Annotated in this window: 17 protein-coding genes; 15 read left to right on the top strand and 2 right to left on the bottom strand. The window is 40.8% G+C overall.

The window, feature by feature from the left end; genetic code table 11:
• The first annotated feature begins 122 nt into the window (after window positions 1-122).
• The 10 genes from IQ13_RS17935 (at window position 123) to IQ13_RS17890 (ending at window position 8,837) form a co-directional block, all read left to right on the top strand.
• The gene (locus tag IQ13_RS17935; RefSeq protein ID WP_144888007.1) at window positions 123-674 is read left to right on the top strand and encodes an RNA polymerase sigma factor; all 552 of its coding nucleotides are present in this window, start codon (window positions 123-125) and stop codon (window positions 672-674) included.
• Window positions 675-729: 55 nt separating this feature from the next.
• On the top strand, window positions 730-1,512 hold the full coding sequence (locus IQ13_RS17930) for an anti-sigma factor (protein WP_158637436.1): 783 nt from the start codon (window positions 730-732) through the stop codon (window positions 1,510-1,512).
• Between the two features lie 133 nt (window positions 1,513-1,645).
• Window positions 1,646-2,023, top strand: coding sequence for a GxxExxY protein (locus IQ13_RS17925; RefSeq protein ID WP_144888005.1), 378 nt, complete (start codon window positions 1,646-1,648; stop codon window positions 2,021-2,023).
• A 51-nt stretch (window positions 2,024-2,074) separates the two neighbouring features.
• The gene (locus IQ13_RS17920) at window positions 2,075-4,453 is read left to right on the top strand and encodes a 3-hydroxyacyl-CoA dehydrogenase NAD-binding domain-containing protein (protein WP_144888004.1); all 2,379 of its coding nucleotides are present in this window, start codon (window positions 2,075-2,077) and stop codon (window positions 4,451-4,453) included.
• A 124-nt stretch (window positions 4,454-4,577) separates the two neighbouring features.
• Window positions 4,578-5,177 carry a hypothetical protein gene (locus tag IQ13_RS17915; RefSeq protein ID WP_144888003.1) on the top strand — a complete coding sequence of 200 codons (600 nt, stop codon included), beginning with the start codon at window positions 4,578-4,580 and terminating at the stop codon, window positions 5,175-5,177.
• Window positions 5,178-5,242: 65 nt separating this feature from the next.
• Entirely contained in the window at window positions 5,243-5,854 is a 612-nt protein-coding gene (locus tag IQ13_RS17910) for a DJ-1/PfpI family protein (protein WP_144888002.1), read from the top strand.
• Window positions 5,855-5,875: 21 nt separating this feature from the next.
• Window positions 5,876-6,535 carry a zinc metalloprotease gene (locus IQ13_RS17905; protein ID WP_144888001.1) on the top strand — a complete coding sequence of 220 codons (660 nt, stop codon included), beginning with the start codon at window positions 5,876-5,878 and terminating at the stop codon, window positions 6,533-6,535.
• A 41-nt stretch (window positions 6,536-6,576) separates the two neighbouring features.
• Window positions 6,577-7,470 carry an ABC transporter ATP-binding protein gene (locus IQ13_RS17900; RefSeq protein ID WP_144888000.1) on the top strand — a complete coding sequence of 298 codons (894 nt, stop codon included), beginning with the start codon at window positions 6,577-6,579 and terminating at the stop codon, window positions 7,468-7,470.
• A 20-nt stretch (window positions 7,471-7,490) separates the two neighbouring features.
• Window positions 7,491-8,309 (top strand): DUF2705 family protein, encoded by an 819-nt coding sequence (locus IQ13_RS17895; protein WP_144887999.1) that lies wholly within the window; start codon window positions 7,491-7,493, stop codon window positions 8,307-8,309.
• A gap of 69 nt (window positions 8,310-8,378) precedes the next feature.
• The gene (locus IQ13_RS17890) at window positions 8,379-8,837 is read left to right on the top strand and encodes a hypothetical protein (RefSeq protein WP_144887998.1); all 459 of its coding nucleotides are present in this window, start codon (window positions 8,379-8,381) and stop codon (window positions 8,835-8,837) included.
• On the opposite strand, the gene IQ13_RS17885 is transcribed toward IQ13_RS17890, so the two are convergent.
• On the bottom strand, window positions 8,834-9,745 hold the full coding sequence (locus IQ13_RS17885) for a TIGR01777 family oxidoreductase (RefSeq protein WP_144887997.1): 912 nt from the start codon (window positions 9,743-9,745) through the stop codon (window positions 8,834-8,836). The two genes, IQ13_RS17890 and IQ13_RS17885, sit on opposite strands and share 4 nt — an antisense overlap.
• A gap of 203 nt (window positions 9,746-9,948) precedes the next feature.
• On the opposite strand from IQ13_RS17885, the gene IQ13_RS17880 reads away from it, so the two are divergent.
• The 5 genes from IQ13_RS17880 to IQ13_RS17860 all read left to right on the top strand — a co-directional run bounded on the left by IQ13_RS17880 (window position 9,949) and on the right by IQ13_RS17860 (window position 15,873).
• Window positions 9,949-11,493: a hypothetical protein gene (locus tag IQ13_RS17880; protein WP_144887996.1), complete on the top strand. Its 1,545-nt coding sequence runs from the start codon at window positions 9,949-9,951 to the stop codon at window positions 11,491-11,493.
• A 102-nt stretch (window positions 11,494-11,595) separates the two neighbouring features.
• A complete protein-coding gene (locus IQ13_RS17875; RefSeq protein WP_144887995.1) occupies window positions 11,596-12,585 on the top strand; it encodes a hypothetical protein in 990 nt (329 codons plus the stop codon).
• Between the two features lie 38 nt (window positions 12,586-12,623).
• On the top strand, window positions 12,624-13,298 hold the full coding sequence (purQ, locus tag IQ13_RS17870) for a phosphoribosylformylglycinamidine synthase subunit PurQ (RefSeq protein ID WP_144887994.1): 675 nt from the start codon (window positions 12,624-12,626) through the stop codon (window positions 13,296-13,298).
• Window positions 13,299-13,408: 110 nt separating this feature from the next.
• Window positions 13,409-13,867, top strand: coding sequence for a protein-disulfide reductase DsbD domain-containing protein (locus IQ13_RS17865; protein WP_144887993.1), 459 nt, complete (start codon window positions 13,409-13,411; stop codon window positions 13,865-13,867).
• 53 nt (window positions 13,868-13,920) lie between these two features.
• Window positions 13,921-15,873 (top strand): protein-disulfide reductase DsbD family protein, encoded by a 1,953-nt coding sequence (locus IQ13_RS17860; RefSeq protein WP_144887992.1) that lies wholly within the window; start codon window positions 13,921-13,923, stop codon window positions 15,871-15,873.
• A gap of 117 nt (window positions 15,874-15,990) precedes the next feature.
• Here the strand turns inward: IQ13_RS17860 and IQ13_RS17855 are convergent, their stop codons facing one another.
• Window positions 15,991-16,572, bottom strand: coding sequence for an RNA polymerase sigma factor (locus IQ13_RS17855; RefSeq protein ID WP_144887991.1), 582 nt, complete (start codon window positions 16,570-16,572; stop codon window positions 15,991-15,993).
• Between the last annotated feature and the right edge of the window lie 128 nt (window positions 16,573-16,700).

Below are 16,700 nucleotides of genomic sequence, written 5' to 3'. Positions count from 1 at the left end.
AAGTTCCATTATTGTTCCTGAATTTCAATTAATCATTCAACAATTCCTTTGTTGAAGTGTTCTTGAACTCAGCTTTACAACTTTTCGTTGAGTGATTATTTAAATTCGCTAAACAACATTCTTTGTTCACTGCCGCTACATATAATGAAACAGATCTGGTAGCCCGTTTAAACAACGGCGATCAGCAGGCAATGTCCGAACTCTATGATCGATTTTCAGGCGCCATTCTGGGTGTTATCATGAAAATCATCACAGATCAGGCTACTGCCGAAGATGTTTTACAGGAAAGTATGCTGAAGATCTGGAACAATATCGGCAGCTTTGATACGTCAAAAGGGCGGCTTTTTACCTGGATGATCAATATTGCCCGTAACCAGGCCATTGATAAAACACGCTCCAAAAACTTTAAAAACAGTTCGCAAAACTCTTCTCTGGAAGATTCCGTATATGTTAGCGAAACCGTTCCTTCAGCAGGAGCAAGTGTTGATACAATGGATGTTCAAAACTGGCTTTTACACCTGCCCGAAGAAAACCGACAGTTAATGCGTCTTGCATATTTCATGGGCTACACCCAAGAAGAAATAAGCAAGGAATTGAATATGCCGTTGGGAACAGTCAAAACCAAAATCAGGAATAGTTTAATTGTATTACGAAAAAAACTAAATGTAACCTGACGTGGATTTAAGTTGTATCATACAATCCGGTGACCTGGAGCTTTATGTTCTTGGTATGCTTCCTCCCGAAGAGGCTGGCAAGATTGAAGCTTTGTGTAAACTGTTTCCTGAAATTCAGCAAGAGGTGGATGCCATTGCTGCAACTTTCGAAGCCGGTGCCATGCAAATGGCTGTAACGCCCTCTGCATCTGTAAAAGAAAAATTAATGGCTTCGCTTCCTGCAAAAACAGGAACCACAGCTACACCAGAAGCAAATGGTTCACCTGCCAAAGTGGTGGAGATGAAACCTGTGGCCGAACAGAAATCTTCGTTCAGCAAATTGGCTATCGCTGCTTCATGGGGATTGTTTTTGCTGGCTACTGCTTTTTCATATTATTTGTACAATGGAAAAAAGGAGCTTGGATTTGAAGTAGCCAAATTAAAACAAGCTTCTATTACATCAGAACAGCAAGTTGCTGAACTCAATAAAAAAGTTTCTTCTTACGAATTATATCGCCAGTTAAAATCGAACCCTTCCTTAACATCAGTGATGTTGGCTTCTGTAAAACCTGAAGTAAAACAACAGGCCGAAGTGTTCTGGAATAAAGCAACCGGCGAGTTATTCATCGATCCTTCTTCGTTACCACCTGCACCCAAAGGCAAACAATACCAGCTGTGGTTCCTCATTGATGGGCAACCAACCGATGCCGGTATGATCAGTTTAACCGATGTAGCTGCTATTCAAAAAATGAAGCAGACCAAGCCGGGTGCTCAAATGTTTGCGATTACATTAGAAGATGAAGGTGGTAAACCTACTCCTGACTTATCTGCACTGGTAGTTGCCGGTAAAGTGAGCTGATCTCCTGTCAAAAATTTTGCTGTTAATTTCTTTTCAGATGCTTCCTGAAATGTGAAATCGTGTTATCTTCGATGTAAATAGTTGCATAACTAACTAATTTGTGTTTGCTCACAGATTACACTGATTTACACCGATGGATATTAACGACTTGACATATAAAATTCGTGGAGCCATATTCCAGGTTCATAATGCACTTGGTCCCGGGCTTTTTGAAAGTGTTTACGAAGCTGCCCTCGCTTACGAATTGGTACAACAAGGGTTACAAATAAGAACGCAAGTCGGAATTCCTGTAAGTTATAAAGATGTGCAATTGGAGATTGGCTTCAGATTGGACATCCTTGTTGAAGATAGTGTAATTGTTGAAATTAAATCTGTTGAGAAATTAGCAGACGTTCATAAAAAACAATTACCCACTTATCTGAAACTTACAAATACGAAAATTGGTTTGCTGGTAAATTTTAATACTGCAAGCTTGTTTGATAAAGAGAATTTGATTCGAATTATTAATTAATGATGCAGATATACACAGCATCTGTGTAAATCTGCGAAATCAGTGAGACATATGAAAAGAACAATTAAAAAAGTTGCCGTTTTAGGTAGCGGTGTAATGGGTAGCCGCATTGCCTGCCACTTTGCAGGAATTGGTTTGCAAACCTTGTTGCTCGATATGGTGCCGAAGGGTTTTGAAGAAAGCACCAAGCCAGCTGAACGAAATAAACTGGTGAATGATGCATTGGCTGCAGCCATTAAAAGCAATCCATCGCCGGTATATACAAAAGAGGTGGTAAAGAAAATTACCACGGGCAACTTCACCGATAATATGAAGGACATTGCTTCCTGCGATTGGGTGATTGAAGTAGTGGTTGAACGTCTCGATATCAAACAACTCATTTTCGAACAGGTAGAAAAATTCCGCAAGCCCGGTACGCTCATTACTTCCAATACGTCCGGTATTCCCATCAGCATGATGGCAGAAGGAAGAAGCGATGATTTCAAAAAGCATTTCAGCGGTACACACTTTTTTAATCCGCCACGCTATTTACGTTTGCTCGAAATTATTCCGACAAAATATACTGATCCTTCCGTTGTTGATTTCTTAATGAATTACGGTGATCTCTACCTTGGTAAAACAACAGTGTTGTGTAAAGACACACCTGCGTTTATTGCCAATCGTATTGGTGTGTTTGGGATGATGGCTATTATGAATTTAATGGACAAGATGAAGTTGACAGTTGATGAGATCGATGCATTATCCGGTCCGATCATTGGCCGACCAAAATCCGCTACGTTCCGCACTGGTGATGTGGTGGGTTTGGATACATTGGTGAAAGTTGCGAAAGGTGTTGCAGAGAATTGTCCCGACGATGAAGCGAAAGAAATTTTTGCAATACCATCCTGGTTAAATAAAATGATTGAGAATAACTGGCTGGGCGATAAAACCGGACAAGGATTTTTTAAGAAGAGTAAAGGTGCGGGCGGAGAAAAAGAAATTCTCACGCTCAACCTGCAAACAATGGAATATGCCCCACGTGTAAAACCAAAGTTTGGCAGTGTGGATGCTGCAAAGCCCATTGATGATCTCAAAACGAGATTGAAAATGTTGTGCAGCGGCAGCGATAAAGCAGGTGAGTTTTACAAACAGTTTCATTATAGTTTGTTCTCGTATATCTCGCATCGTATTCCGGAGATCAGTGATGAGTTGTATCGTGTAGATGATGCAATGATGGCGGGCTTTGGTTGGGAGATCGGTGCATTTGAAAGCTGGGATGTGTTAGGCGTTGCAAAGACAGTGGATGCCATGAAAGCTGCCGGTTACAAAGTAGCTGCATGGGTTGATGAGATGATCGCCAGTGGTGCAACAAGTTTTTACAAAGTAGAAAACAACAAACGTGTTTGTTACGATCCTGCAAGTAAATCGTACAAAGTCATTCCTGGTGGCGATGCATTTATTGTGATGAAGAATTTCGAGAACCAGACCGTTTGGAAAAATGCAAGCTGCAGAACTTATCATTTAGGTGATGATGTGTTGGGTTTGGAATGGAATACAAAGATGGGCAGCATTGGTGGAGAAGTGTTGGAAGGTATTCAAAAGTCGATTGCATTAGCAGAAGACAAATACAAAGGATTGGTTATAGCGAATGATGCAGCACAGTTCAGCGCCGGTGCAAATGTGGGTATGATTTTTATGTTGGCCATTGAACAGGAGTACGATGAACTGGATATGGCCATTCGTATGTTCCAGAATACCATGATGCGTGCACGTTATTCATCCATACCGGTTGTAGTTGCGCCACATGGTTTAACATTAGGTGGTGCATGTGAGTTGAGTTTGCACAGCGATAAAGTTTGTGCAGCTGCCGAAACGTATATTGGCTTGGTTGAATTAGGTGTTGGTTTGATACCCGGTGGTGGTGGCACCAAAGAATTTGTGTTGCGTGCGGCCGATGAAATGCACGAAGATGAACCGGAAACCATCACATTGAAGAATCGATTCTTATCCATTGCCACCGCAAAAGTGGCCACCTCAGCCAAAGAAGGTTTTGAAATGGGCGTGTTTAGAAAAGGATTAGATGAAGTAGTGATGAATCAGGGACGCAGAATTGCAGAAGCAAAAAAATCAGTGATTGAAATTTTCGATAGCGGTTATGTCGCCCCCACACAACGCAGCGATGTAAAAGTGTTAGGTCGTTCGGCATTGGGTGCATTGCTTGCAGGTATCAACGGCATGCGTACAGCAGGCTATGCTACAGAACATGATTCAGTTGTGGCAAAGAAACTCGCATACGTTATGTGCGGTGGCGATTTAAGCGAACCGACTTTGGTAACCGAACAATACTTACTTGATCTGGAACGTGAAGCCTTCTTATCACTTTGCGGCGAAAAGAAATCGCTGGAGCGCATCCAAAGCGTGTTGAAGGGAGGTAAGCCGGTTCGCAACTAGCGAAAAGGAACACGCCCCGTCTGACGCCCTCGTCTGACGGATTACAGCGAGCTGTATTTTAAATTTCAAAACAGAAAACTATTTTTAAGGTCTGACAATATTGTCAGACCTTTTTTTATTACTTATGAAATTTGAACCTGATCATATCTATCATGTATTCAACCAAGGAAATAATAAGCAGCAATTATTTCATACCCGTGATGATTATAAGAAGTTTATCAGTTTTATTCGAGACTATATTCTTCCGTATGCAGATATCGTAAGCTGGTGTTTGCTGCCCAATCATTTTCATATAATGTTGGTAGCTAAATTTGATTCGGGTGAATTTGTAAAATCAGGTAATCTTCGGTTCGATCCACTCACAAACGGGGTCAGAAAATTAATTAGCGGATACAGCCATTATTTTAATGATAAATATAATCGGAGCGGTGCTCTGTTTCGGCCTAAAACAAAAGCGAAAGATTTGAGTGATGAACGATTGCGTTTTAAAGAGGAAGATTATTTGCTGAATTGCTTTTATTACATTCTGCAAAACCCTTTGCGCCATGGTTTGGTGAAAGATTTAGCTGAATGGGAGTTTTCTGCATTTCGATTCTACGCAGGATTAAGGGAACATGATTTTTGTTCAAAAGAAATAGTACGGCTGGTTTGTGAATATGATGAAAAGCGTTTTCCGGAATTAGTTATGGGCAGAATGCCGGATTATTTATTAGATGATTATTAGTCCGTCAGACGAGGGCGTCAGACGGGGCGTGCTGCTTTCTTCATCAACTTTCCTAATTTTAGCAGATGCAATACAAAGTCGCCATTTTTCTGTTCAATGAAGTAGAGGTGTTGGATTTCGCTGGTCCGTTTGAAGTATTCAGTGTGGCTGGTTTACGCACACTGCCTGAAGCACCTTTTGATGTATTCACTGTTGCACAGTTTGAAGCTATCGAAGCAAGAAATCATTTGACTATTAAGCCAACATATACATTGGAAACAGCACCGAAAGCTGATATCATTCTCATTCCAGGTGGCGGAGGAATACGTGCAGATGGAACGCCCTTTGGCAGTCGAAGAGAAATGACCAATCCCATTGTACTCAACTGGGTAAAAGAACAGGCCGCACATGCGAAGCTGGTATTGAGTGTTTGCACCGGCTCACTCATCTTAGGCAAAGCCGGCTTGTTAGAGGGCCTGGAAGCAACCACACATTTCAAAGCAATGGATGGATTGAGAGAAATCTCCAATCAGATTCATGTAAAAGAAAATATACGTTTTGTTGATAACGGAACTGTTATTACTTCAGCCGGTATTTCTGCAGGTATTGATATGAGTTTGTATAGTGTTGGAAAATTGTTTGGTAAAGAAGTAGCAGATGAAACAGCGAAGTATATGCAGTATGATTACTGGAAATAATGAATACCTAACGAAACACCTATGGCACTCGCTCAACTCATAAAACCTTCTCGTCAACTTTTCATTTATTCGCACTTCTATTTCTATGGTGATGCAGCTGATGCAACAATCGCCAAAAATATTGCTGATGATATTACCTGCCACTGGAACGAGCCCAACGCTTCTATTCAATACAAACAGGATTGGTATAAATTGGTCTTCGATATTAAAGCAGTGTATAATCCGCAGTTAAAACCGGAGGAAGTGTGGTACAATACCGATCCTAAATTATTTTTCTTCCGCATCGAAGAATATTCACCGTTGGATGTTTCGTTTGTGGATGGCATTGGCAGTAATACCGGTTTGTTTAAAGTAGCCAACCTGTTGCAAACTTCTACGACAGCTGCACATGAGTACGGGCATATGCTCGGTTTGTATCATCCGAAAAATTTAGATATCCGGGGCAAAGGAATACCTGGCATGATGTATCCCAGGGGAACTATTTGCGATCCGCATTTTCAATACGATCCCAACGCAGCTGCAGGAGTAACAGGCGGCACACTCGACCCAAGACACAGGAAAGTATTGTTACATGATATTGAATTACTAAAACTGCACAAGCTGCGATTTAATGAAAAAGGCTTTGCCGTTCTTGGAGATTTTACCAGTATTTATCATCCGAACTATCAATCATTCAAATAATCTGCTACATTTAAACATCATTTATCATCACAAATTTATCTATGAGCATTTTACAGGTTCAGGATCTCAAAAAAACATACGGGAAAATTCAGGCGCTGAAAGGCGTATCGTTTGATGTGCCGGAAGGTTCGGTGTTTGGCATTCTTGGTCCAAACGGCAGCGGCAAAACAACTATGCTCAGCATTATCCTCGATGTGCTGAATGCCGACAGTGGTAATTATTCCTGGTTTGGCAAACCGGCTTCTCCCGATTTACGGAAGCACATTGGCTCCTTGCTGGAAACCCCGAATTTTTATCATTACTTATCGGCTGTAAACAATTTAAAGATCACCAACAGCATCAGTGGCCGTGGTGATGTTGCAGCGATTGATGCGGTGCTGCAAAAGGTAAAATTATACGAACGCCGCAAAAGCCGTTTCAGTACGTACAGTTTAGGTATGAAACAACGGTTAGCGATAGCCGCAGCGTTGTTGGGCGATCCGAAAATATTGGTACTCGATGAACCAACAAACGGTTTGGATCCTGTGGGTATTATGGAAATCCGTGAGCTAATTATTGAGCTGAGTAAAAAAGGCCACACCATCATCATGGCCAGCCATCTGCTCGATGAAGTAGAAAAAGTTTGCACGCATGTAGCTATTTTAAAAACAGGTACCCTGGTTACTTCCGGCTCGGTTGATGAAGTATTGATAGATGAAGATGTGGTGGAAGTAAGTGCTTCGGATATGCAGCAACTGCAATCATTGTTGCTTACAATACCCGGTCAAACAAAAGTACACATGGCCGAACAAACACTGCATGTACATTTTCCAAAAGGAACAGCAAAGCCCGAAGAAGTGAATCAATTCTGCTTCAATAATGGCATTACGCTGCAGCAGTTATCTATTAAGAAAAAGCGACTGGAAGAGCGCTTTTTTGAACTTACAAACAATTAACCTTATCAATTCTATTTCATATGCTTCAATTATTGCGAACAGAATGGCTGAAACTTAAAAATTATCCGGGCTTTTGGTGGCTGATGGGAATGACTGTTTTATCTTACCCCGGCATTAACGGGATGTTTTATTTTGTTTTCAAAACAGAAACAAGTAATGCAAAACAGGCCGCACAATTGTTGAAAATGCTGTTGGGCAATCCTTTTGAATTTCCGGAAGTGTTTAGAACAGCCGCTTTTTTGTCCTCATGTTTTGTAACGGTTCCTGCACTTTTAGTGATCATGTTAATTACAAACGAGTACACGTATAAAACAAACCGCCAGAATGTGATTGATGGCTGGAGCAGGAATCAATTTCTTATTGCCAAGTTTTTTAACGTAGTTATTATTTCTCTCATCGTAATAGCACTTTACGCAATTGTAACTTTTTCCATTGGCTTTATTAATACGGGTGCAGATGTAAAAAATAAATTCCAACTGGTACATTATATTGGTTTGTTTGGATTACAAACTTTTGCTCAATTATCATTTGCATTTTTGCTGGGTCTTCTTATTAAAAGAGCATTCATTGCGTTGGGTGTATTTATTTTTTACAAGATTCCGGTTGAAAACATCTCCGGAGAGTTATTAAAAAAATATGTGCATCCGGAAGCAGGTCGTTTTTTACCTACGGAGTCATCTGATTTGTTAACACCTGTGCCCGCATTTTTTGGCAGGCTCGATCAGAAAGTATATGATCATTCACTTAGTATTATTAATGAACAGATATTTATAACACTTGCCTATCTGTTAATTTTCTGGGGATTGGTTTTTTGGATTTATAAAAAGCGTGACCTTTAGTGTATGAAAAAAATTCGTTTATTAACTGTGCTATTGTTATTTGTTACGGTGTCAGCAACGGCACAAAACATGTCAACAGTTATAAAAACTGAAGCATTAAAAATGGCAAGGGCTCTTGCTGCATTGGATATTGAAACCTATGTAAGCTTTACTTATCCAACCCTCGTCAGCGATAATTCGAGCAAAGAAAAATTAAAGCAAGGCATTGATTCGGTTGAAAAATACAAAAAGCAGTTTGGTATAAAAGTGAAGTCGATAGTGGTGGGTAATCCTACAAAGGTGGTGACCCATAAAAAAATCATGCAGTGCACATTACCCCAAACCATGACGGTAGAAGTAATGATGGGTACTGTTGAAACAGAAACAACGTTGATTGGTTTATCGCAGGATGGGAGGAAATGGTATTTTGTTGATGCGTTATTGTATAAGCAAAAAGACAGCAAAGACAAATTGCCGGAACTTAGTCCGGATTTGGTTATTCCTCCAATGAAGCAACCGGTAATGAAACCGGCCGATTCAAAAAATTAAGGAATCAGTTCGTTTATCGCCGCATCAAGTGTTGGGTATAAAAAGTTGAAACCACTGTTCCGTATCTTATCGGCACTTACGGTTGTGCTTTTCAACACTTCAACACTCATTTCGCCCAGTATTAACTGCAGTGCAACAGATGGAACAGGAATTGTAATGAAGGCATTGCCCTTCATTTTTTTTGCAATGGCAACAGTCAATTCCTTGTTGGTAACAGGGTTGGGGGCAGCAGCATTGAATACACCTGATAGCTCTTTATTGTCAAGTGCGTATTCGTACATCCGTACAATATCAAGTACATGAATCCAGCTAACTATTTGTTTGCCGCTGCCGAGTATTGCAGCTAATCCAAAAGGAACAGGTTTTTTAAATTCAGCAAACGCACCTCCATCGTTACTAAGCACAATACCTGTACGCAGCTTTACCAGCCGTATGCCCAATTGTGTAACGGGCTCTATGCTGTTTTCCCATTCAAGACAGGTTGTACCTAAAAAGTCGTTGAAGTGTGGCTCGGTTTCTGTGAATGTTTTTCCGTTATCAGGTCCGTACCAACCAATGCCCGATGCACTCACAACAGCCTGTACCTTGTTAGGAATACGGGTTAACGCATCAACCAGCAATGCACTGCTCTGTACCCGGCTTTGTTTAATCTCTTCTTTTCGTTTTTTGCTCCAGCGTTTATCGGCTACGCCGGCACCCGCCAGGTGAATAATATAATCGGCAGCAGCAATCGCACTTTCATCAATCGTACCTTTTTCAGGATTCCATTGACGGTACGTTACTAATTTGTGTAAACCGGGTTTTTCTGTACGGGAAAGGACAATAATGGCATGACCTTTGGCGATTAAGTAGTGAGTTAGCGCCTTACCGATTAAACCTGTTCCGCCCGTTATACAAATGGTTGCCATAATTGTTTTATGAAAATTGAATGTGTAATTTCATTTTTAAACGCATCTTAACGGCGAATTGTTCGCTTTCAACGTAATTTTAAATATGAAATGCCCATAAATAATTGCTGCACATCAGCAAAAGTAATGATGGGCGTAACATATGGCCCCCGATCGCTATCGGGATTAACACTATTAAAGAAATACATGAACACCGAAAAGATATGAAGATGATAAAAACTTTTGTTTTGCCTGTCCTCTTTTTGTTGGCTGTTGTAACTGTAAATGCACAACGCATCTACTATTCCGAACCCGACAGGGATGATTTACGTTCGCTGAAGTTTGAAGTGCTTGGAAAGTACGGGGGTAATTACCTTGTTTACAAAAACATCCGCAGCCGCCATTTTATTTCTGTGTACGATGCAGAAATGAAGCAGAAAGATAAAGTTGAACTTGATTTTATTCCCGATCGTGCAATTAATGTAGATGTGTTTTCCAATCCCGAACATTCCATGGTTATTTATCAATACCAAAAAAAGAATGTGGTATACTGCATGGGTGTTAAGATTGATGGTAATGGAAAGAAAATAGGAGAACCATTAGAACTCGATACAACGGAAGTAAGCATTTTCAGCGATAATAAAATTTACAGCACTATCATCAGCGATGATAAGCAGAAACTGATGGTGTTTAAAATGAAAAATAAACAGCGTGATGATTTCCATATTCAAACCTTGCTGTTAAGCCATAACCTGATGCCGATACGCAGAGGTGCTTTTAACTACAGTCTTGAAAACTCGAGAGAATCAATTGCCGATTTTTATCTCGATAATGAAGGTAACTTCCTGTTCAGTCATGTTTCACGTCCGGGACAAAGGGAATATATCAATGAAGCCAAGTTGGTAATGCTTCCCGTGTACGACGATACAATCCGTTCGTTTAAACTTACGCTGGATAAAGTTTTTCTTGATGAGCTGCGTATTAAAGTAGATAATTCCAATGGCCGCTATATACTTACATCGTTGTATTCAAAATCACGCCGAGGTAATGTGGATGGGTTGTTTACAGCCTTTGTGAACAAAAGTTTTACCGGCCAGGATATTGAAAAGGCCATCGAATTTGATGATGATTTCCGTGCATTGGCGAAAGGCGAAAACTCCAGCAGGTATGCGTTTAACGATTATTTCCTGAAGCATATCATTGTAAAAAAGGATGGTGGTGTTTTGATTACGGGTGAGAATACCTACGGCAGTTCGAGAGGTAGTAATTATAACCGTTGGGATAATCCGTGGATGTGGGGCAACTCTTTTTATCCTGGTCGTTACTATGGATGGAACCCTTATAACAACTGGGGCTGGGGTGGCTATGGAGGCTGGAACTCACCTTATGGTTGGAATTCGCCACAGCAAACAAGGTATTATACCGATAATGTAATGGTGATTTCGTTGGATAAAGAAGGCAGCCTCCAATGGGATAATGTGCTGGCAAAATCGCAGTTCGATGATAATTCGGATAACCTGCTCAGCTACCAGATCATGAACAGCGGTGCAGAACTGTTATTCCTGTATAACGAGTGGAGCCGCAGATCGCCGTTGCTTAACGCACAATCGCTCGACCCTAACGGAAGAATCAACAAAGAACCTCCGCTGAAAAGTTTAGACAAAGGCTTTGAGTTTATGATCCGTTTTGGAAAACAGGTAAGTGCAAGGGAAATGATTGTACCCTGCATTATCCGCAACTCATTCAGCTTTGCACGTATTGAGTTTTAAGAACGCAAACAAAATAGTTATACCGGGGTCAGCTGATCCCGGTATTTTTTTTGGTTAAATCGATTTCTTTCGGAATGTTTGTGCTGCAAATAAACGCTTAACGTGATTCGTTTTTTTTCCGGCAATAATCCATTAAATGTTTTTACACTTTTCTTTTTAGGGCTGCTTATTAAGCTGCCTTATTTTACTGCGCCGGTTATTCCGCAAATGCAGGAATCAGATGGTTTTTTGTACATCGAACTGCTGAAAGTGTTGAAGCAACCGGGAGCTGCTTTCCCAACACTGTATCCCATTTTTGCATTCGTTTTATTGTTTACACAAGCCATTACTTTCAACGGGTTGGTAAACGATCAGAAACTGTTTCCTACACCCAACTACCTGTTGGCACTTTCTTATTTGATTATTACAAGCGTAGTACCTGAGTGGAATGTGTTATCACCTGCACTGATCATTAACACTATTCTTGTAATTACATGGCCACGTATGGTGGAGTTATACCATCACCCCAAACCGAAAACAGTATTGTTCAATATCGGTTTTGGTTTTGGTATCTGCTCGTTCTTTTATTTTCCATCGGCCTACTTGCTGTTATTGTTGATTGTTGCGCTGTTGCTGTTCCGGCCGTTTTATTTAACAGAGTGGTTGATAGCGATTCTCGGTATTCTTACTCCGTTTTACTTTTTGCTGGTGTACTTTTTTGTGTGGGATAAATGGTACATGATTGAAGCGGTAGTACCTAACCAGTACCTGCGGTTACCAAACATTCGTTTTAGCTGGGAATTTTGGGTCAAATTTGGCCTGGTGGTATTTCCGCTGTTGATTGGATTGGCTACAGGTCGCCGGTATTCGGTGCGGATGCTGGTGCAAACCCGCAAAAGCTGGAATTTCATGATCTTTTACCTCATTATCGCCTTGTTTATACCGTTCATAAACAGCGTGCCCGGTCTTGACTATTGGGTGCTGGCAGCCGTGCCCATCAGCCTGTTTCATGCTGCATTTTATTATTATCCCAAAAAGAAATCACTGCCCGAACTTATTTTCTGGTTTAGTTTACTGTGGATCGTAGCAAATTATGTTGTTCTGAACAGCTAATCCACCTCAATCCTTACCTTTGCGCTTTCTTATTATTTATGAAATTTGGTATCGTTGTTTTCCCCGGCAGCAATTGCGACAGAGACATGCAGGACTCACTGCAAAATGATTTGAACCAGGAAGTAGTTATGCTCTGGCATAAAGACAAAGACCTGAGTATGTTTTCAACCGAAGATTGTATAGTACTGCCCGGAGGTTTCTCTTACGGCGACTACCTGCGTTGCGGTGCCATTGCCCGTTTTAGCCCCATGATGGAAAGCGTAATTGCTTTTGCCAACAAAGGAGGTAAAGTGCTGGGTGTTTGTAACGGTTTCCAGATTTTGTGCGAAAGTCATTTGCTGCCCGGCGCATTGCTACGTAATGCCAACCAAAAATTCATTTGCAAAAACGTGTATCTCACAGGTGTGGGCGGCTCGGGTTTAAAAATTCCGATTGCACATGGCGAAGGCCGTTATTTTGCCGATGAAAAAACATTGGATGCATTGGAAGCAAATGGCCAGGTGATTTACCGTTACTGCGATGAAAACGGAAATATTACTGCTGAAGCTAATCCTAACGGTGCTATCCGCAATATTGCAGGTATCAGCAACAAAGAAGGAAATGTATTTGGTATGATGCCGCATCCTGAGCGTGCAACATCTGCCATTCTGGGTAATACCGATGGCCGGGCTATCCTCAATAGTTTGTTAATCAACGCAGCCGTTACAATCTAATCAGCTGCTTCTGCCGTAATTAGGATGAATGGATAAAGTTTTGTGACTTTTATGACATTTCCATTAATGATTTGGAGGCATCTTTGCACCGGAATTGTAAAAGAAACAGCATGAAAAAAATTATAGCAGCATTCGCATTTACATTTATTGCAGTTGCCGTTTTTGCACAAAGCGGAAGTAAAGTAAAATGGGATTTTGTTGTGAAGAAACTTGGCGATAAGAAATACGAGATTCGTATGGTTGCCAATATTCAGCCGGGCTGGCATTTATACAGCCAAACACAAAGTACCGACGCCATTGCATTGCCTACCACAATTAACTTTGCAAAAAATCCACTGATTGTTGTGAGTGGTAAGCCAAAAGAAGTTGGTAAGCTTACCGATGCTTTTGATAAAGCAACGAACTCACGTTCCCGTTTTTATTCGAACAAAGTAGAGTTTGTACAGGTAGTAACTGTAAAGTCGAATGTAAAAACAGCTGTTACCGGCGATGTGGAGTTTATGGTTTGTGATGATAAGCAGTGTTTGCCTCCCGATAAAGCAAAATTCAGCGTAAAGCTTGAAGGTTAAACGAATACACGATCCCGTCTCTTACAAGACGGGATTTTTAAATCAATCATATTATGGGTTTACGTTTACGCAGGATTGCAATTCTTGTAACAACTTTTTTTCTGTCGCTCAATGTTTTCGCACAGGATTCATCGTTTGTTCAATGGACGGTCAGCAGTAAGAAAATTACAAAAGATCAATATCAATTACAGTTTAAAGGCAAGGTGCAAAACGGGAAACTGCTCTACTTGTTTACGAAAGATGCAGAAGGACTTGATTCTATTGCGGTGCAGTTCACCGACAGCAGCATCGTAAAAAATGGCCCGTTACAAATTAAGAGCGGCAGTAGTAGTTATGCTGATCCGGTGTTTGATAGCAAACAAGTACTTATTGCAAATAATGAAATATCACTTGTACAGGATATTACGATTAACGGTGTAGTTCCTGCGCAATTGAAAGGAACACTTGTGTATACAACAGGTGGTAAAGAAGAATTTTTGCCAGCACAGGAATATTTGTTTGATGTGAAGATGGAAGGAGGCGTGGCACAAACAGCCCGCATTAAAATCAACTCTATTGATCTGAACAATACTGTAAGTAATTGTGGCGATGAAGGAACAGAAGGAAAAAGTTTATGGGGTATTTTTCTGTTGGGCCTGGTAGGTGGCTTTATTGCATTGCTCACACCTTGTGTATTCCCCTTAATTCCATTAACCGTTTCGTTCTTTACAAAACGTAGCGGCAGCAGAGCAAAAGGTATCCGTAATGCGTTGCTTTATGGATTCTTTATTTTCCTCATTTATATTCTGCTGAGTATTCCTTTTCATTTACTCGATCAAACTGATCCTGAAATACTCAATAATATTTCAACCAACGTTTGGCTGAACATCATCTTCTTCGCTGTATTCGTTGTGTTCGCTATTTCGTTCTTTGGTTATTTTGAAATAACACTGCCGGGCAATTTTGCCAACAAAGCCGATTCGAAAGCAAGTGTGGGCAGTACATTCGGCATTTTCTTCATGGCCTTAACATTGGCTATTGTTTCATTCTCCTGTACAGGTCCCATTCTAGGTTCGTTGTTGGCTGGTGCGTTAACGAAAGACGGAGGTGCTATGCAGCTGAGTTTTGGTATGGGCGGTTTTGGTTTAGGTCTTGCATTGCCGTTTGCATTGTTTGCCATGTTCCCGAACTGGTTACAATCTTTGCCAAAGAGTGGTGGCTGGTTAAATACCGTAAAAGTGGTGCTGGGCTTTTTGGAACTGGCGATGGCGGTGAAGTTTTTAAGCAATGCAGATTTGGTAAAACAATGGCATATTCTGCCTCGTGAAGCATTCATTGGTATTTGGGTGGTAATCGGCTTTTTGTTGGTGTTATACCTATTGGGAGTTATTAAGTTTCCGCACGATGATAAGAAGATAAAAATCGGTACAACCCGTTGGATATTTATTGCGTTGTTTGCTGCTGCAACTATTTATTTAATACCTGGTATTACAAATACCAAAGCTGCCAATCTTACACTCATCAGCGGTTTTCCTCCTCCGTTATGTTACAGTGTGTACAAGCATCCTGTCAACTGCGAAACATCCTTAGAGCCCTTGCGTGATTATGAACAGGCATTGGAGCTGGCACGAAAAGAAAACAAACCATTGCTGATTGATTTTACGGGTTGGGCTTGTGTAAACTGCAGACGTATGGAGGAAAATGTATGGACCAATCCCGATGTATTGGATTTAATGAAGAATAAGTTTGTAGTGGTGTCATTATATGTGGATGAGCGCAAAGTGTTACCTGCAGCTCAGCAACAAACCTTCACCACAAAAACAGGCGGTAAAAAAGAAATCATTACTGTAGGGGATAAATGGGCCACTTTCCAAAGCGAAAACTTTAACGCAGTAGCGCAGCCGCAATATGCAATACTTGGCTTAGATGAAACAGCCCTTACAAAAACAAAAGGGTACACGCCAAGTGCTGCTGAGTTTAAACAATGGCTGGAATGTGGTTTGGAAGCGTTTGAGAAGAAAAAATAAAAACAACACATTGAAATAAAAATAAAGCAGGCGGAATGCCTGCTTTATTTTTATAAAAAAATCCCCCGCATATGCGAGGGATCTGGTTTTGTCAGGTTCTCTTTTAGGAAATGATTTTTACAGAGCGATTTGTTTTTCAACCATCATCTTACGCATGTTAATGAGCCCGTAACGCATACGACCCAAAGCAGTGTTGATGCTGCAGTTAGTGAGCGTTGCAATTTCTTTAAAGCTCAAATCGGCGTAATGACGTAAAATGATCACTTCACGTTGTTCTTCAGGTAACAGATCCAGCATCCGGCGGATGCGGTCATAACTCTGGTTTTTCATGATGCGTTCTTCAGCATTATCGTTGCTGAAATTCAACACTTCAAAAATATCGTGGTTGTCACTTGTTTTAATTGTGGGAGCCCGCTTTACCCGGCGGAAATGGTCTACACAAAGATTATGTGCAATACGCATCGCCCAGGGTAAAAACTTTCCTTCTTCGGTATAGCGGTTACTGCGAATGGTGTCAATTACCTTGATAAACATATCCTGGAAGAGATCTTCGGCAAGGTATTTGTCTTTTACCAACAGGAAAATAGAGGTATAGAGCTTGTCTTTATGACGCAGCACTAAACATTCCATAGCTTCGGCATTGCCATCTTTAAACAGATGAACAAGCTGTTGATCGGTAAATTGTTGATACAGATGCATACTTCTACAGTTGATGGTTTTCAATAAAGGGTTTCAGAGCCGGTTAAGCAATCTGAAAATTGTTAAGTAGAAGTTGATGCTATAGGCGAAGAAGTTTGGGTTTTGATTCTGATACTGAATTTCTGAAT

Source organism: Lacibacter cauensis, from assembly GCF_007830055.1.
GTDB lineage: Bacteria > Bacteroidota > Bacteroidia > Chitinophagales > Chitinophagaceae > Lacibacter > Lacibacter cauensis.
This window is presented reverse-complemented; position numbering and strand designations above follow the sequence as displayed.